The 17820-nt window shown below is 44.9% G+C and carries 16 protein-coding genes, 2 tRNA genes, 3 rRNA genes and 1 other RNA gene; 21 read left to right on the top strand and 1 reads right to left on the bottom strand.

Annotated features, from left to right (window positions below):
• Positions 1–52: 52 nt before the first annotated feature.
• The 21 genes from tadA (at position 53) to rsmI (ending at position 17196) form a co-directional block, all read left to right on the top strand.
• On the top strand, positions 53–535 hold the full coding sequence (gene tadA, locus FNL97_RS17725; RefSeq protein ID WP_211278825.1) for a tRNA adenosine(34) deaminase TadA: 483 nt from the start codon (positions 53–55) through the stop codon (positions 533–535).
• Between the two features lie 53 nt (positions 536–588).
• Positions 589–853: signal recognition particle sRNA large type (gene ffs, locus FNL97_RS17720), an RNA gene on the top strand.
• Between the two features lie 118 nt (positions 854–971).
• Positions 972–2657: a DNA polymerase III subunit gamma/tau gene (gene dnaX / locus FNL97_RS17715; RefSeq protein ID WP_081189751.1), complete on the top strand. Its 1686-nt coding sequence runs from the start codon at positions 972–974 to the stop codon at positions 2655–2657.
• 25 nt (positions 2658–2682) lie between these two features.
• Positions 2683–3006 (top strand): YbaB/EbfC family nucleoid-associated protein, encoded by a 324-nt coding sequence (locus FNL97_RS17710; RefSeq protein ID WP_003247376.1) that lies wholly within the window; start codon positions 2683–2685, stop codon positions 3004–3006.
• A 10-nt stretch (positions 3007–3016) separates the two neighbouring features.
• Positions 3017–3613, top strand: a complete 597-nt coding sequence (gene recR / locus FNL97_RS17705; protein WP_143416259.1) for a recombination mediator RecR — start codon at positions 3017–3019, stop codon at positions 3611–3613.
• Positions 3614–3636: 23 nt separating this feature from the next.
• Complete coding sequence (locus FNL97_RS17700; RefSeq protein ID WP_012748801.1) at positions 3637–3861, top strand: YaaL family protein; 225 nt, start codon at positions 3637–3639, stop codon at positions 3859–3861.
• Positions 3862–3938: 77 nt separating this feature from the next.
• On the top strand, positions 3939–4205 hold the full coding sequence (locus FNL97_RS17695) for a pro-sigmaK processing inhibitor BofA family protein (RefSeq protein ID WP_012748802.1): 267 nt from the start codon (positions 3939–3941) through the stop codon (positions 4203–4205).
• Positions 4206–4617: 412 nt separating this feature from the next.
• A 16S ribosomal RNA gene (locus FNL97_RS17690) occupies positions 4618–6173 on the top strand.
• A gap of 264 nt (positions 6174–6437) precedes the next feature.
• Positions 6438–6511 (top strand) — tRNA-Ile (locus FNL97_RS17685).
• Positions 6512–6524: 13 nt separating this feature from the next.
• Positions 6525–6600, top strand: a tRNA-Ala gene (locus FNL97_RS17680).
• Positions 6601–7108: 508 nt separating this feature from the next.
• A 23S ribosomal RNA gene (locus FNL97_RS17675) occupies positions 7109–10042 on the top strand.
• Between the two features lie 97 nt (positions 10043–10139).
• Positions 10140–10283 carry a hypothetical protein gene (locus FNL97_RS18100; protein WP_172713590.1) on the top strand — a complete coding sequence of 48 codons (144 nt, stop codon included), beginning with the start codon at positions 10140–10142 and terminating at the stop codon, positions 10281–10283.
• Between the two features lie 26 nt (positions 10284–10309).
• Positions 10310–10426, top strand: a 5S ribosomal RNA gene (gene rrf / locus FNL97_RS17670).
• The 16S, 23S and 5S rRNA genes sit together here with 2 tRNA genes alongside, the layout of an rRNA operon.
• 283 nt (positions 10427–10709) lie before the next feature.
• The gene (locus FNL97_RS17665) at positions 10710–10916 is read left to right on the top strand and encodes a sigma factor G inhibitor Gin (RefSeq protein ID WP_012748803.1); all 207 of its coding nucleotides are present in this window, start codon (positions 10710–10712) and stop codon (positions 10914–10916) included.
• Positions 10917–11127: 211 nt separating this feature from the next.
• Positions 11128–12564, top strand: coding sequence for an aminotransferase class I/II-fold pyridoxal phosphate-dependent enzyme (locus FNL97_RS17660; protein ID WP_012748804.1), 1437 nt, complete (start codon positions 11128–11130; stop codon positions 12562–12564).
• Between the two features lie 13 nt (positions 12565–12577).
• Positions 12578–13210: a dTMP kinase gene (gene tmk, locus FNL97_RS17655; protein ID WP_062677421.1), complete on the top strand. Its 633-nt coding sequence runs from the start codon at positions 12578–12580 to the stop codon at positions 13208–13210.
• A gap of 78 nt (positions 13211–13288) precedes the next feature.
• Positions 13289–14296: a DNA polymerase III subunit delta' gene (gene holB, locus FNL97_RS17650; RefSeq protein ID WP_041269541.1), complete on the top strand. Its 1008-nt coding sequence runs from the start codon at positions 13289–13291 to the stop codon at positions 14294–14296.
• The gene (locus FNL97_RS17645; protein ID WP_012748807.1) at positions 14289–15116 is read left to right on the top strand and encodes a PSP1 domain-containing protein; all 828 of its coding nucleotides are present in this window, start codon (positions 14289–14291) and stop codon (positions 15114–15116) included. The genes holB and FNL97_RS17645 overlap by 8 nt, the downstream gene beginning before the upstream one ends.
• A 15-nt stretch (positions 15117–15131) precedes the next feature.
• Complete coding sequence (gene yabA / locus FNL97_RS17640; protein WP_012748808.1) at positions 15132–15497, top strand: DNA replication initiation control protein YabA; 366 nt, start codon at positions 15132–15134, stop codon at positions 15495–15497.
• Positions 15498–15560: 63 nt separating this feature from the next.
• Entirely contained in the window at positions 15561–16310 is a 750-nt protein-coding gene (locus tag FNL97_RS17635; protein WP_012748809.1) for a tRNA1(Val) (adenine(37)-N6)-methyltransferase, read from the top strand.
• Positions 16311–16323: 13 nt separating this feature from the next.
• Positions 16324–17196 carry a 16S rRNA (cytidine(1402)-2'-O)-methyltransferase gene (gene rsmI / locus FNL97_RS17630; protein WP_143416258.1) on the top strand — a complete coding sequence of 291 codons (873 nt, stop codon included), beginning with the start codon at positions 16324–16326 and terminating at the stop codon, positions 17194–17196.
• Between the two features lie 38 nt (positions 17197–17234).
• On the opposite strand, the gene abrB is transcribed toward rsmI, so the two are convergent.
• On the bottom strand, positions 17235–17534 hold the full coding sequence (gene abrB / locus FNL97_RS17625; protein ID WP_012748811.1) for a transition state genes transcriptional regulator AbrB: 300 nt from the start codon (positions 17532–17534) through the stop codon (positions 17235–17237).
• Positions 17535–17820 lie beyond the last annotated feature (286 nt).

Here is a 17820-nt window from a genome sequence, read left to right as displayed (position 1 = left end):
ATTTTATGATGAAAAAAGAGCAGAAATGACCGTTTTTACGAGGAGTTTAGCAATGGTAAACGATGAATACTATATGCGTTTAGCTATAGAAGAAGCGAAAAAAGCAGAGCAAATAGGAGAAGTTCCAATTGGTGCGATCATTGTCCAAGATGGCTGTATTATTGCTCGCGCTCATAATTTGCGGGAGACGGAACAGCGTGCCATTGCCCACGCCGAAATTTTAGCGATTGATAAAGCGTGTAAGGAAGTAGGATCATGGCGCTTAGAAGACGCGACATTGTATGTCACATTAGAACCTTGCGCGATGTGCGCTGGTGCCATTGTACTTGCCCGCATTAAGCGGGTCGTGTTCGGCGCAAGTGACCCAAAAGGAGGCTGCGCAGGAACATTGATGAATTTGTTGCAAGAAGGAAGATTTAATCATCAAGCGGAAGTGACAAGCGGGATATTAGGAGAAGAATGCGGGCAAATGTTAAGCAGCTTTTTTCGAAAGCTCCGCGAAAAAAAGAAAAATATTGGGCAAAGTTCCAGCTAAATGATCGAGGTCAGTCATTGCATTTTGTTTCAAAAACCGATATACTTATATTGCCGTGCTAAGCGGGGAGGTAGCGGTGCCCTGTACTCGCAATCCGCTCTAGCGAGGCTGAATCCCTTCTCGAGGTTAGTCTGCCGTAAGGTCTGTCTCAAGTAAGTGGTGTTGACGTCTGGGTCCCGCGCAATGGGATTCCGTGAACCCTGTCAGGTCCGGAAGGAAGCAGCAGTAAGCGGATTCTCCCATGTGCCGCGGGGGTGCCTGGGCTGAGCTAACTGCTTGAGCAACGCTTGGGGCAGCTAATCGACAGAAGGTGCACGGCCTACATAAAGAGAACATAGAACTCACTCCTTGCGAGTGAGTTTTTTTATTTCTTATTTTGAAAAAAGGCGAAGACATTATATAATAAATAAGATGAGAAAAAGAGGGGGGCCATTTCGTGACATACCAAGCTTTATATCGTGTTTTTCGGCCGCAGCGGTTTGCAGATGTTGTCGGTCAAGAACACGTGACGAAAACATTGCAAAGTGCCCTGCTTCAAAATAAAATATCTCATGCATATTTGTTTTCTGGTCCGCGTGGTACAGGAAAAACGAGCGCTGCGAAAATTTTAGCAAAAGCGGTAAATTGTGAGCATGCACCGACGGCAGAACCATGCAACGAATGTCCTGCATGCATCGGGATTACGAATGGCGCCATTCCAGACGTATTGGAAATTGATGCGGCTTCGAACAACCGGGTGGATGAAATTCGGGATATTCGTGATAAAGTGAAATTTGCGCCGACATCTGTTCGCTATAAGGTATATATTATCGATGAAGTACATATGCTTTCAATTGGCGCTTTTAATGCGTTATTAAAGACGTTAGAGGAACCTCCAAAGCATGTTATTTTTATATTAGCAACAACAGAGCCTCATAAAATTCCGCTTACGATTATTTCCCGTTGTCAGCGCTTTGATTTTCGGCGAATTCCATTGCATTCTATTGTCGCAAGGTTGCGGCAAGTTATTGAACAGCAAGGGATAAAAGCTTCAGATGAGGCTTTGTTTGCGATTGCTCGCGCGGCCGACGGCGGAATGCGTGATGCGTTAAGTTTGCTTGATCAAGCTATTTCATTTAGTGATGGAGAATTGCTGCTTGAAGATGTCCTTGCCATGACCGGATCCGTATCTTCCGCGACATTGGCTTCTCTTGTTCGGGCTATATATGAGAAAGATACGGCAACATCATTGCAGCTGCTTGAGGAAATGATGGATCAAGGAAAAGATCCTAATCGCCTTATTGAAGATTTAATTTTATATTATCGGGATCTTTTGCTTTATAAAACGGCTCCCCATGTAGAAGGGGCGATAAAAGGCACAGTTGTTGACGATACGTTTCAACATTTAGCTCAGTCAGTTCCATTATCTGACATCTACGAAACGATTGAAGTGTTAAATAAAAGCCAGCAAGAAATGAAATGGACGAATCATCCGCGCATTTTTTTAGAGGTTGCGCTGGTGAAGCTTTGCCATCAACAAGCTTCCTATCCATCACCGTCCTCTGAAGAAATTCAATCGCTCGCAAAAAAGCTGGAATATTTGGAAGCGGAGCTGCGCCGTTTAAAAGAACATCATGCATCTGTCGCAACAACCGCCCCTGCGCAAACGAAAAAACAAACAAAGACGCTAAAAACAGGAGGATATAAAACGCCGGTTGGCCGTATTTATGAAATCTTAAAGCAAGCGACCCATCAAGATTTATCGCTTATCAAAAGCCATTGGGCTGAGATGCTGGATACATTAAGGAAGCAACATAAAGTATCCCATGCAGCTTTATTGCAGGAAAGCGAGCCAGTTGCTGCAAGCCCAAACGCTTTTGTGTTGAAGTTTAAATATGAAATCCATTGTAAAATGGCCGCTGACAATACGAATTATGTGAAAGATAATTTAGAGGCGATTTTATTTGAGCTAACGAAAAAACGTTTTGAAATGGTGGCAGTTCCTGAAGAAGAATGGAGCAAAATAAGAGAAGAATTCATTCGCGAAAAAGGAGCGAAGCGCGAACAAGAACAGGGAGAAGATCCACTAATCGCGGAAGCAAAGCGGCTGTTTGGTGAGGAATTAATTGAAATTAAGGAATAACCATATTAAGGAGGAAAAAACAATGATGCGTGGCGGAATGGGAAATATGCAAAAAATGATGAAACAAATGCAAAAAATGCAAAAAGAAATGCAGAAAGCACAAGAACAATTAGCAGAAAAAACGGTAGAAGGCACTGCAGGAGGCGGTATGGTGACCGTTATAGCGAACGGTCATAAACAAATTTTGGAAGTCAAAATCAAAGAAGAAGTGGTGGATCCAGAAGACATTGAAATGCTTCAAGACTTAGTGTTGGCAGCAACAAATGATGCCTTGAAAAAAGCAGATGAGTTAGCAGCCGAAATGATGGGACAATTTACAAAAGGATTGAATATTCCGGGATTATTCTAGGAGGAGTTTTATGCATTACCCAGAACCAATATCTAAACTAATCGATAGTTTTATGAAGCTGCCCGGAATCGGACCAAAAACAGCTGTTCGTCTCGCGTTTTTTGTTCTGACGATGAAGGAAGATACTGTGTTGGAATTTGCGAAAGCGCTTGTTGATGTCAAACGTAATATTAGATATTGTACGGTTTGTGGGCATATTACCGATACAGATCCTTGTAATATTTGCAAAGATGAAAGACGAGATCGAACAACAATATGTGTTGTGCAAGATCCAAAAGATGTTATTGCTATGGAAAAAATGAAAGAATACAATGGACTTTACCATGTGTTGCATGGTGCCATTTCTCCAATGGAGGGCATCGGCCCAGAAGATATAAAAATTGCGGAGTTATTAAAAAGATTGCAAGATGAAGCTGTACAAGAAGTTATTTTGGCGACAAACCCGAACATTGAAGGGGAAGCGACCGCGATGTATATATCGCGTTTGCTAAAACCAACTGGAATAAAAGTAACGAGAATTGCCCACGGTTTACCGGTGGGCGGAGATTTGGAATATGCCGATGAAGTGACGCTTTCAAAAGCCTTGGAAGGACGTCGAGAGTTATAGAAAGAGAAAGAGGTGGGGGTCACTTGTTATGGCGACGGAAAGGCTGGCTAAAAAAGCAATTTGATTTAAAATTAGTAGAAGAATTACAAGCGCTGAGAGACGAATGGTATGAACAGAAACGGCTGATTGAAAAGTGTGTAGAACCTTCAGAAGAAGTACTAATGGCGTTAAATGTTACAGAGGCCAAATACTTTTTTTTAATCCGTGAAGCAAAATATCGACGTGTATCATTAAAGGGAGTGAAATAGCTTCCTTTATTTTTTTGTTCTTTTTTCCGTCTTTCATCATAAGTTTGTAGTACAAGCAATAAAAAGGAGCGTGGAAAATGGAACCGAAATTTGTACTTATTTTGCTATCATCTATGATTATTGTTTTATTATTAGCAGGAGCGCGATTAAAAGCATTAAAATTTTTAGGATATGGGGCGATTAAACTAATCGTTGGAGCACTAGTATTATTTGTTATTAATGCAATTGGCGGAGCGTTTCAATTTCATGTCCCCATTAATTTCATAACAGCATTCATATGTGGATTTCTCGGGATACCGGGAGCGGCAGCTTTAGTTATCATCGAAAAGTATATCGTTATGTAAGGAAGATATGTTTCATTTGTAAGCGAGATGACGAAAAGGCGTTGTTTTCCATCAGCGCCTTTTTTATTTTTTGAAAAAACATATTGACTTTTATTTTTATATGTATTATATTAAAAAACGTCGTTGTTAAAAAATGAATAAATAAGTTGACAACATGTAATGCAGTATGTATAATATAAAAAGTGTGCGAAGTTCCTTGAAAACTAAACAAAACGCAAGCGTCAATAAGAAAAGCGGAAGCGACGCGATCAGCTCTCGAAGCCAAATGTTCTTCACCCGCTGAAGTGCTTGCACTTCGAGGGGGAAGGTTATTTGGCACAAGAGAGCTAGTCGCTGAAGCTGGACAATAAGAAAAGCGGAAGCGACTTGACACCTTCGGTGTCGGTGCCGAATTAAAAGCCAATCAACTTTCTTTTTGGAGAGTTTGATCCTGGCTCAGGACGAACGCTGGCGGCGTGCCTAATACATGCAAGTCGAGCGGACCGAATGGAAGCTTGCTTCTGTTCGGTTAGCGGCGGACGGGTGAGTAACACGTGGGTAACCTGCCCGTAAGACCGGGATAACTCCGGGAAACCGGGGCTAATACCGGATAACACCGAAGACCGCATGGTCTTTGGTTGAAAGGTGGCTTTTGCTACCACTTACGGATGGGCCCGCGGCGCATTAGCTAGTTGGTGAGGTAACGGCTCACCAAGGCGACGATGCGTAGCCGGCCTGAGAGGGTGACCGGCCACACTGGGACTGAGACACGGCCCAGACTCCTACGGGAGGCAGCAGTAGGGAATCTTCCGCAATGGACGAAAGTCTGACGGAGCGACGCCGCGTGAGCGAAGAAGGTCTTCGGATCGTAAAGCTCTGTTGTTAGGGAAGAAGAAGTACCGTTCGAATAGGGCGGTACGGTGACGGTACCTAACGAGAAAGCCCCGGCTAACTACGTGCCAGCAGCCGCGGTAATACGTAGGGGGCGAGCGTTGTCCGGAATTATTGGGCGTAAAGCGCGCGCAGGCGGTCCCTTAAGTCTGATGTGAAAGCCCACGGCTCAACCGTGGAGGGTCATTGGAAACTGGGGGACTTGAGTGCAGAAGAGGAGAGCGGAATTCCACGTGTAGCGGTGAAATGCGTAGAGATGTGGAGGAACACCAGTGGCGAAAGCGGCTCTCTGGTCTGTAACTGACGCTGAGGCGCGAAAGCGTGGGGAGCAAACAGGATTAGATACCCTGGTAGTCCACGCCGTAAACGATGAGTGCTAAGTGTTAGAGGGGTTAAACCCTTTAGTGCTGTAGCTAACGCGTTAAGCACTCCGCCTGGGGAGTACGGCCGCAAGGCTGAAACTCAAAGGAATTGACGGGGGCCCGCACAAGCGGTGGAGCATGTGGTTTAATTCGAAGCAACGCGAAGAACCTTACCAGGTCTTGACATCCCCTGACAACCCTGGAGACAGGGCGTTCCCCCTTCGGGGGACAGGGTGACAGGTGGTGCATGGTTGTCGTCAGCTCGTGTCGTGAGATGTTGGGTTAAGTCCCGCAACGAGCGCAACCCTCGCCCCTAGTTGCCAGCATTCAGTTGGGCACTCTAGGGGGACTGCCGGCTAAAAGTCGGAGGAAGGTGGGGATGACGTCAAATCATCATGCCCCTTATGACCTGGGCTACACACGTGCTACAATGGGCGGTACAAAGGGCTGCGAACCCGCGAGGGGGAGCGAATCCCAAAAAGCCGCTCTCAGTTCGGATTGCAGGCTGCAACTCGCCTGCATGAAGCCGGAATCGCTAGTAATCGCGGATCAGCATGCCGCGGTGAATACGTTCCCGGGCCTTGTACACACCGCCCGTCACACCACGAGAGCTTGCAACACCCGAAGTCGGTGAGGTAACCCGTAAGGGAGCCAGCCGCCGAAGGTGGGGCAAGTGATTGGGGTGAAGTCGTAACAAGGTAGCCGTACCGGAAGGTGCGGCTGGATCACCTCCTTTCTAAGGATGATACGAAAAGCTGAAGCGCCGCGATCAGCTCTCGAAGCCAAATGTTCTTCACCCGCTGAAGTGCTTGCACTTCGAGGGGGAAGGTTATTTGGCACAAGAGAGCTAGGCGCTGGAGCTAGACAGTACGAAAAGCGGAAGCGCGAAGGCGACTTCCTATTGACAATAATCCTAAAATAAGTTATAATGACGCTTGTCGTTTTGTTTAGTTTTGAAGGAGCTTCATGTTCCTTCTCTAATTTAAAATTTAAATATGACGGGCCTATAGCTCAGCTGGTTAGAGCGCACGCCTGATAAGCGTGAGGTCGGTGGTTCAAGTCCACTTAGGCCCATCCCTTTCTATGTGGGGCCTTAGCTCAGCTGGGAGAGCGCCTGCTTTGCACGCAGGAGGTCATCGGTTCGATCCCGATAGGCTCCACCATTTAAGTTGAAAATTCAAAGAAGTAGCCTTGTGTCTGTGTCTACGAGTGGATTCAGAGAAGCTGGATTCCTCGATGCAGAGTTGAAAATAAACCTAAGAAACAGTCTTGTGCCTGCGTCTACAAGCAGGGTCGAGGAAGTTAGGTTCCTCGGCACAAAGCTGCAGAGAAGCTGATTCAAGGCAGTAGCCTTGTTCAGTTTTGAGGGAGCATTTCACTCCTTCAAGTGCTTTGCGTCTGCGTCTTCTAGCAGATTCGGGGAAGCTGGATTCCTCGACGCAAAACTGCAGGGAAGCAGACTCAAGAAGTAGTCTCGTTCCTTGAAAACTAGATAACCGGAAGGAAAAGCGGAGGCGCCGCGGTTAGCTCTCGAAGCCAAATGTTCTTCACCCACAGAAGTGCTTGCACTTCAAGGGGGAAGGTTATTTGGCACAAGAGAGCTAGGCGCCGAAGCTAGACAGTGGAAGAAGCCGAGAAGCGAAGGCGGCAAGCATGAAGCTGTTTTCGCATGGTTAAGTTAGAAAGGGCGCACGGTGGATGCCTTGGCACTAGGAGCCGATGAAGGACGGGGCAAACGCCGAAACGCTTCGGGGAGCTGTAAGCAAGCGTTGATCCGGAGATGTCCGAATGGGGAAACCCACTGCCCGTAATGGGGCAGTATCCATACCTGAATCCATAGGGTATGGAGGGCACACCCGGGGAACTGAAACATCTAAGTACCCGGAGGAGAAGAAAGCAACCGCGATTCCCTGAGTAGCGGCGAGCGAAACGGGAACAGCCCAAACCAAGAGGCTTGCCTCTTGGGGTTGTAGGACCACTCACATGGGAGTTACAAAGGAACGGGGTAGACGAAGCGGTCTGGAAAGGCCTGCCAGAGAAGGTGACAGCCCTGTAGTCGAAACTTCGTTCCCTCCCGAGTGGATCCTGAGTACGGCGGGACACGGGGAATCCCGTCGGAAGCAGGGAGGACCATCTCCCAAGGCTAAATACTCCCTAGTGACCGATAGTGAACCAGTACCGTGAGGGAAAGGTGAAAAGCACCCCGGAAGGGGAGTGAAAGAGAACCTGAAACCGTGTGCCTACAAGTAGTCAGAGCCCGTTTATGGGTGATGGCGTGCCTTTTGTAGAATGAACCGGCGAGTTACGATGACGTGCGAGGTTAAGTCGAAGAGACGGAGCCGCAGCGAAAGCGAGTCTGAATAGGGCGTTAAGTACGTCGTCGTAGACCCGAAACCAGGTGATCTACCCATGTCCAGGGTGAAGGTAGGGTAACACCTACTGGAGGCCCGAACCCACGCACGTTGAAAAGTGCGGGGATGAGGTGTGGGTAGGGGTGAAATGCCAATCGAACCTGGAGATAGCTGGTTCTCCCCGAAATAGCTTTAGGGCTAGCCTCAAGGGAAGAGTCTTGGAGGTAGAGCACTGATTGAGCTAGGGGCCCTCATCGGGTTACCGAACTCAGTCAAACTCCGAATGCCAATGACTTATCCTTGGGAGTCAGACTACGAGTGATAAGATCCGTGGTCGAGAGGGAAACAGCCCAGACCACCAGCTAAGGTCCCAAAGTGCACGTTAAGTGGAAAAGGATGTGGAGTTGCCCAGACAACCAGGATGTTGGCTTAGAAGCAGCCATCATTTAAAGAGTGCGTAATAGCTCACTGGTCGAGTGACTCTGCGCCGAAAATGTACCGGGGCTAAACGTGCCACCGAAGCTGTGGGATGACCGTTGGTCATCGGTAGGGGAGCGTTCTAAGCGCGCCGAAGCGGGACCGGAAGGACTCGTGGAGCGCTTAGAAGTGAGAATGCCGGTGTGAGTAGCGAAAACAGAGGTGAGAATCCTCTGCACCGAAAGCCTAAGGTTTCCTGAGGAAGGTTCGTCCGCTCAGGGTTAGTCGGGACCTAAGCCGAGGCCGAAAGGCGTAGGTGATGGGCAACAGGTTGAGATTCCTGTACCACCTCCTCACCGTTTGAGCAATGGGGGACGCAGGAAGGTAGGGCGAGCAGGCTGCTGGAATAGCCTGTCCAAGCGGTTAGGCTGCCAGATAGGCAAATCCGTCTGGCGCAAAGGCTGAGCCGTGATGGCGAAGGGACCATCGGTCCCGAAGTCCCCGATCCTACACTGCCAAGAAAAGCCTCTAGCGAGGTGAGAGGTGCCCGTACCGCAAACCGACACAGGTAGGCGAGGAGAGAATCCTAAGGTGCGCGGGAGAACTCTCGTTAAGGAACTCGGCAAAATGACCCCGTAACTTCGGGAGAAGGGGTGCTCTCTTGGGTGATGAGCCCGAGAGAGCCGCAGTGAAAAGGCCCAAGCGACTGTTTATCAAAAACACAGGTCTCTGCGAAGCCGAAAGGCGAAGTATAGGGGCTGACACCTGCCCGGTGCTGGAAGGTTAAGGGGAGCGCTTAAGCCGCAAGGCTGAAGGTGCGAACCGAAGCCCCAGTAAACGGCGGCCGTAACTATAACGGTCCTAAGGTAGCGAAATTCCTTGTCGGGTAAGTTCCGACCCGCACGAAAGGTGTAACGACTTGGGCACTGTCTCAACGAGAGACCCGGTGAAATCATACTACCTGTGAAGATGCAGGTTACCCGCGACAGGACGGAAAGACCCCGTGGAGCTTTACTGCAGCCTGATATGGAATTTTGGTATCGCTTGTACAGGATAGGTGGGAGCCTGAGAAGCCGGAGCGCCAGCTTCGGTGGAGGCGCCGGTGGGATACCACCCTGGCGGTATTGAAATTCTAACCCGCACCCCTTATCGGGGTGGGAGACAGTGTCAGGTGGGCAGTTTGACTGGGGCGGTCGCCTCCCAAAAGGTAACGGAGGCGCCCAAAGGTTCCCTCAGAATGGTTGGAAATCATTCGTAGAGTGCAAAGGCACAAGGGAGCTTGACTGCGAGACGGACAGGTCGAGCAGGGACGAAAGTCGGGCTTAGTGATCCGGTGGTTCCGTATGGAAGGGCCATCGCTCAACGGATAAAAGCTACCCCGGGGATAACAGGCTGATCTCCCCCAAGAGTCCACATCGACGGGGAGGTTTGGCACCTCGATGTCGGCTCATCGCATCCTGGGGCTGTAGTCGGTCCCAAGGGTTGGGCTGTTCGCCCATTAAAGCGGTACGCGAGCTGGGTTCAGAACGTCGTGAGACAGTTCGGTCCCTATCCGTCGCGGGCGCAGGAAATTTGAGAGGAGCTGTCCTTAGTACGAGAGGACCGGGATGGACGCACCGCTGGTGTACCAGTTGTCCCGCCAGGGGCACCGCTGGGTAGCTATGTGCGGAAGGGATAAGCGCTGAAAGCATCTAAGCGTGAAGCCCCCCTCAAGATGAGATTTCCCATCGCGTCAAGCGAGTAAGATCCCTCGAAGATGACGAGGTCGATAGGTCCGAGGTGGAAGCGTGGCGACACGTGGAGCTGACGGATACTAATCGATCGAGGACTTAACCAAGCGGAAAAGCGGAGGACGCCCGTCTATCGGCGACACGCGCTGGAGGGCCCGTGAGGAGGCTGTTGCCGCCGCAACGGGACCGAAGCGTCGCGAGCCGATGGCGTCCGGAGCTGGACAGCAGAAGCGGCCGTTTCACTTCGAAAAGCTAGCCGCTTATGCAAAACGGCTTCTTCCAAACGGACGGTTATCTAGTTTTGAGGGAACGAAATCCCTCTTGACAAACGTGATGATTGGAATATAATAATAAATGTCCAATTGAGATAATTGCCTAGTGACAATAGCGGAGAGGAAACACCCGTTCCCATCCCGAACACGGAAGTTAAGCTCTCCAGCGCCGATGGTAGTTGGGGCCAGCGCCCCTGCAAGAGTAGGTCGTTGCTAGGCAATTATTACAGAAAACAGCTGATTAAGCATGAAGCTTAATCAGCTGTTTTTATATATACCTTAAAACATCTCCACTTCACCTCTCACTCTGTGTGTATCCATTTTTTCTATTAAACTGAAACGAAGAAAAATGCGCAACTCTCCTATCTTGTTCTCATGGTGTTATAAAATTTTATTTTTTGGTATTTATTATTTTACCTAAGCATCTATAAAATTTTATTTTCATCTATTAGTTATAGAAACTTATTAATGTGGGAAAGATAAAGGGGGGGAGGTGGAGAAGGTGGGTTCACTGATTACGGGTAAAGATGTTATCGAAAGAGTATGTATCGTTTGTGAGCAGCCAAAACAAGAAGGAATTCAAATTTATGATCAGTTTCTTTGTCTTGATTGCGAAAGGGAGATCGTGCAAACGGACACGACCGATCCGAAATACCGTTTTTATGTAAAGCAGTTAAGAAAAATTATATCTTCAAAAATATATTCATAGGGTCCTATTGATAGGGCCTATTTTGTTTATATGTTCAACTTTCATCACGCTTTTTTCTTTTTTGATTTGGAGTGGTATCGGAAAATCGATGTTATCTCTTATGTATTTCTATTCAAGGCAATTAGATTAGTGATAATATATATCTTGTTGTCTATGTCAGAAAAACAATGTTCTAAATTTCCTTATCATGAAAAAGAAAAGAGGGGCATTTATGGATCAACAGCAAACTCCTTTATATACCGCTTTAAAACGTCATGATGCCATTCATCCGTTTTCATTTCATGTACCAGGTCACAAATATGGTACAGTATTTCCTATAGAAGCGAAAAATGATTATAAGCAGTTACTAAAACTAGATGCGACTGAATTAAGCGGGCTTGATGATCTACATCAACCGGAATCGGTTATTGCCGAGGCGCAATCTTTAGCAGCAAAGCTGTATAATGTAGAAGAAACGTTTTTTCTCGTAAACGGTTCTACGGCTGGAAATTTAGCGATGATCTTTGCTGTTTGCGGGGAAAAGAAAAAGGTAATTGTGCAGCGAAATTGCCATAAATCGGTTATGCATGCGCTTCAATTAGTTGGAGCTGCCCCTATTTTTCTTCCTCCGGAATTGGATGAAGACGTCCGTGTCGCCTCTTATGTTGCGTATGAGACGGTAAAAAAGGCGCTTGAACTTCACCAAGATGCCGCAGCATTAGTGTTGACTAATCCGAATTATTATGGAATGGCGGTGGATCTTACGGAAGTTGTAAACATCGCACACCGCTATCGTATTCCTGTGCTTGTCGATGAAGCGCATGGGGCCCATTTTATTATAGGAGAGCCTTTTCCGAAAACAGCGATCGCGTGCGGGGCGGATGTTGTTGTCCAGTCAGCGCATAAAACATTGCCAGCCATGACAATGGGGTCGTATTTACATGTAAATAGTTCATTAATAGATAAAGAGAAACTAAAATATTTTTTACAAGTGTTTCAGTCAAGCAGCCCATCTTATCCGATTATGGCTTCACTTGATTTGGCGAGAAGTTACCTCGCTCGTTTAACAAAGGGAGATGTAGAAAATATTTTAAAACAAATTCAACGGTTGAAAGATGCCCTCGATGAGATAGAAGGGATTGCGGTAGTTCATTCGCAACATCCGCTTATAAAGACGGATTTATTGAAAATTACCGTTCAAACGAGAAGTAAGTTGTCCGGTTATGAGCTTCAACAACGGCTGGAGCAAGAAGGCGTTTTTGCGGAGCTTGCCGATCCGTTTAACGTTTTGCTCGTGTATCCGCTTGCTGCTATCGATCATTTAGAGGAAGTGATCGAAAAATTAAAACGGGCGTTTCGCGGATTAAGCTATAGCGAAGAGTTGCTAAATTCGTTCCGTTCTTTTTCCTTCTTGGCATCTGCAAATCCGATTTCTTATAAGGAACTAGAGACATTGCCGAAAAAAGTGGTTAACTTAGAAAAGGCGGAAGGATTTATTGCCGCGGAAACGATCACACCTTATCCACCTGGAGTGCCTTTATTATTTATAGGAGAATCAATTAGTAAAGAGCATATTGAACAAATAAAACAGTTAAAATACCATGCGCGGTTTCAAGGAGGAAAGTTTTTATCTTCTAATCAAATAGAAGTGTATGTACCAGTAAAATAAGGGGGATTAGCGTATGAAAGGCCGTTTTTTTTCTTTCGAGGGACCTGATGGAGCAGGAAAAACGACGATGATTACAAAGCTGGAATCATTTTTGCGAGAAAAAGGGTTTGACGTTTTATCGACAAGAGAACCAGGAGGAGTTCGTATTGCCGAGGAAATTCGTTCCATTATTTTGAACCCAAAACATACGGAAATGGATGGTCGTACGGAAGCGTTGCTTTACGCCGCTGCGAGAAGGCAGCATCTTTTAGAAAAAATTATTCCTGCGATAAAAGCCGGCAAAATTGTATTGTGCGATCGGTTTGTCGACAGTTCGTTAGCCTATCAAGGATTTGCAAGAGGGTTAGGCATCGATGAAATATTACAAATTAATCAGTTTGCGATTGATGGTTTTTTTCCTTCGTTAACGATTTATTTTGATATTGATCCTAAAATAGGATTAGAGAGAATCCAAAAAAATAAGCAACGGGAAATTAATCGGCTTGATATGGAAAGTTTATCTTTCCATTATAAAGTAAGAGAAGGGTATTTAAAGATAGCAGAACGTTTTTCTGATCGTATCATTGTCATTGATGCTTCCAAACCGGTCGATGAAGTGTTTGCAATGACCATAGCGGCGGTTATGGATCAAATAGAAGGAAGATAACAGTGATGTTTCCATGAAACAGAACATGATGAAAAGGATAAGACATGTTAGAATAAAAATTAAAGGAAAGTGATGAAAGTGGCGATTTTCTGGGAGCAGCTGGAACGATATCAGCCTGTAGTAGTGAAAATGCTCACAAAAAGTCTTGAAAAAGGGCGAATTTCTCATGCTTATTTATTCGAGGGGCAACGCGGAACGGGAAAAAAAGCAATGAGTCTTTTATTGGCAAAAAGCTTATTTTGTTTACATCGTTCCGGAATAAAGCCTTGCAATGAATGCCGAAATTGCCGCAGAATCGATTCCGGGAATCATCCAGATGTACATGTCATTGAACCAGATGGGCAATCAATTAAAAAAGAACAAATTGAAATGTTGCAGCAAGAGTTTGCAAAAATGGCGGTGGAATCAGACCGAAAACTATATATTATCGAGCACGCTGATAAAATGACAACGAATGCAGCGAATAGCTTGTTAAAATTTTTAGAAGAACCTCGTCCAGGGACGGTAGCGATATTGCTTACAGAACAATATCACCGCCTATTAGAAACGATCATTTCCCGTTGCCAAGTGTTTTCGTTTAAGCCAATACCACCTGCTTTGCTTGCCAATTATTTAGCAGAGCAGCAAATCCCGCCTCATATTGCTCTCCTTGCCGCACATGTGACAAACAGTCATGAAGAAGCACTCGAGTTAGGTCGAGATGATTGGTTTGCGCAGGCGAGAAAAATAGTGTTACAATTATATGAAATGTTAAAGAAAAATGATTTGCAGGCGCTTTTTTTCATCCATGATCAATGGATTCCGCATTTTCAAGAAAAGCAGCAAATCGATTTAGGATTAGATTTGCTTTTATATATATATAAAGATATGTTGCACATTCAATTAGGACAGCAAGATAAAATCATTTATCGGGATAAAATCGATGATTTGCAGCAGTGGGCGCTTTCTTGTTCTCAACGACAGATCGTAAAAAGCATGGAAATGATTTTACAAGCGAAGGCGCGTTTAAATACAACTAATATGAGCGTACAGCTTTTAATGGAACAACTTATCCTTGATCTAAAGGAGGGAAAAGTGTTTGTATAATGTCGTCGGTGTTCGCTTTAAAAAAGCGGGAAAAATTTATTATTTCGATCCTGGAGAATTGTCGATTTCTGCTGGGGAGTTCGTCATTGTAGAAACCATTCGAGGGATCGAATATGGAAAAGTTGTCATTAGCAACAAACAAGTCGACGAAAATGATATCGTTTTGCCGTTGAAAAAAGTGATTCGCGTCGCGGACGCGAAAGATAAATTAATTGTTGAGGAAAACAAAAAAGCGGCACGGGAAGCGTACGATATTTGCTTAAAAAAAGTAGAAGAGCATGGCTTGGAAATGAAATTAGTCGATGTGGAATATACGTTTGACCGCAATAAAGTGATTTTTTATTTTACTGCAGACGGGCGTGTGGATTTCCGTGAACTTGTCAAAGATTTGGCAGCCATTTTTCGCACGCGCATTGAATTAAGACAAATCGGTGTTCGCGATGAAGCAAAAATGCTTGGCGGGATCGGTCCGTGCGGAAGAATGCTTTGCTGCTCAACATTTTTAGGAGATTTTGAACCAGTATCCATTAAAATGGCGAAAGACCAAAACTTATCGCTCAATCCGACGAAAATTTCCGGTCTTTGCGGCCGGTTAATGTGCTGCTTAAAATACGAAAATGATGAATATGAAACAGCGAAAGAGCAGCTCCCTGATTTAGGGGAGTATGTGGAAACTCCGCATGGTCTTGGAAAAGTGATCGGATTAAATATTTTAGAACGAGTATTGCAAGTGGAATTATCGGAACATGGACGGGTCGTGGAATATACGCTCGACGAGTTGATGAAAGATGGAACGTTACCAGTCCAAGCCACAGACTAATTGGGGTGGATTGACGTGGATAAGAAAGAGATTTTTCAGTCAGTAACGAGCATGGAGGAACAACTGAGCCATTTGTACCGCCAGCTTGTACAATTAAAGGAACATGTAGTTCAGCTGCTTGAGGAAAATCATCATTTGCAAATAGAAAATGATCATTTGCGCCGTCGGCTCGAACAAGTGACCAGTGAATTGGCAGAGGAAAAGCAAAAAGAAAAAGATCATAAGCATGGTCATGAAAGAAAATTAGTTGACATTGGCGAAGGATATGATAATTTAGCGCGTCTTTATCAGGAAGGGTTCCATATTTGTCATGTCCATTATGGAAGCGTCCGAAAAGAAGGCGATTGCCTATTTTGTTTATCCTTTTTAAATAAAAAGTAAGCATAACGATAGCCTTTCCACATAAGGAGAGGTTATTTTTTTGAAAATAAGGAGGAATACACGATGGTGGAATTATATGATGATGAGAGGCTTGACTATCTTTTAAATGAAGATATTCGCATTATTCAAAGTCCGTCTGTGTTTTCCTTTTCCCTTGATGCGGTGCTGCTTGCGAAATTTGTTTATATGCCGATTCAAAAAGGGCAAATTGTCGATTTATGCACCGGAAATGGAGTTATTCCATTGTTATTAAGCATGAGAACAAAGGGAAAAATTATCGGTATAGAAATTCAAGAGCGGCTTTGTGATATGGCAAAAAGAAGCGTACAATATAACGGTTTGGAAAAACAAATAGAAATTATTCACGGGGATATTAAAGATGCGCCTAAGCAGTTAGGATACAGTAAATATGATGTCGTCACGTGCAATCCTCCCTATTTTCCAACGATCAGCAAGGAAGAAATGAACAAAAATATTCATTTGGCCATTGCTCGCCATGAGATTTATTGTACGCTTGAAGATGTGATTCGCGTAAGCAGCCAGCTGTTGAAGCAAGGCGGCAAAGCCGCATTTGTGCACCGGCCGGGACGGCTGCTCGATATTATTACACTAATGCGCAAGTATCGGTTAGAGCCAAAACGGCTGCGGTTTGTTTATCCGAAAATCGGAAAAGAGGCCAATACGATTTTGATTGAAGGAATAAAAGATGGCAATCCGGATTTAAAAGTATTGCCGCCGCTTATTGTGTATCATGACAATAATGAATATACAGATGAAGTGAAGCAGCTATTATATGGAATTATCCCATCGTAAAGGAGCAGAAGCGATGCTTTGGCAGCAAAAAAGTTTTGCCGGCGATAATAAAGGAACTCTATATATCGTCCCGACACCGATTGGCAATCTTGAAGATATGACATTTCGGGCGGTACGTATTTTGAAAGAAGTAGATATCATTGCCGCAGAAGATACACGGCAAACGAAAAAACTGTTAAACCATTTTGAGATTCATACACCGGTCATTAGTTATCATGAACATAATAAATATACAAGCGGGCCGCAAATTGTCGAACAACTGAAAGAAGGAAAATCGGTAGCGCTTGTCAGTGATGCAGGAATGCCGGGAATTTCCGACCCAGGATATGAGCTGATCGTTTCCGCGCTCAAAGAGCAGTGTTCAGTTGTTCCGCTTCCAGGAGCGAACGCGGCGTTAACCTCACTGGTTGCCTCGGGGCTGCCGACCGATCACTTTTATTTTTTCGGTTTTCTCGAACGGACAAAGAAAGAAAAAAAGGAACAGTTGGAATCACTAAAAACGGTTCGTGAAACGATGATTTTTTATGAAGCACCTCATCGCTTAAAAGAAACGCTTGCGATGATGTATGAAGTGTTTGGCGATCGCCGTATCGCTATATGCCGTGAGCTTACCAAACGATTTGAGGAGTTCATTCGTGGAACTTTGCGGGAGGCGGTCGAATGGGCAGAAACGAATGAAATTCGCGGAGAATTTTGCATTATTGTGGAAGGAGCGGAGGAAACGATCGAAGAGAAAGAGGAATGGTGGCATTCGCTAGCACCGGTGGAGCATGTCGAATATTATATTCGGGAGAAAAATTTTACGTCAAAAGAAGCTATTAAACAAACCGCAAAAGATCGAAATATGTCGAAACGGGACGTTTATCAGCAATATCATCATCGATAAAAAAAGAGAGTTTCTCTAAAAATGCTAGAGAAACTCTTTTATTTATCATTATTGTCAGATGATTGTTGTAGATGCTCTTGGATTTCTTTTAAAAGAATTTCCGCGCCTTCACGGCTTAAAATGATTTTGCCGCCGGCTAATTTGAAGTTGTCATCGGAAACTTCGCCAGTGACGACACAAGTCATATTTGGTTTATATTTTTTCAAAATGATGCGATCGTCGTCTACGTAGATTTCCAACGCATCTTTTTCAGCAATATCTAACGTGCGGCGTAATTCAATTGGAATTACGACACGGCCTAATTCATCCACTTTGCGGACAATGCCTGTTGATTTCACGGAACGCTCCCCCTCTCTATAATAAAATAGTTTTTTATTTTGCTAGGATTTATTCGTCAATATTCGACAAATTTCCTACATCCTAATCATATCAGTATTTCCATTATACGTCAATCCTTTTATATGTAAAATTAAAAAAAAATGTATTTTTAAGAAAGACGATTGTTTTCTTCTATAACTATTCGACTATTTTTTATAAAATATGGCGTTATTTTGTATGTATATTTTTTTTCAATAAGAGAAATAGATGTTTTTGTAGAATGAAAAAAATTATGTAAAATAGAAG

It is taken from the genome of Geobacillus sp. E263, assembly GCF_007197795.1.
GTDB classification, from domain to species: Bacteria; Bacillota; Bacilli; order Bacillales; family Anoxybacillaceae; genus Parageobacillus_B; species Parageobacillus_B toebii.
The sequence above is the reverse complement of the archived record's forward strand: the minus strand, read 5'-3'. Positions and strand labels throughout refer to the sequence as shown.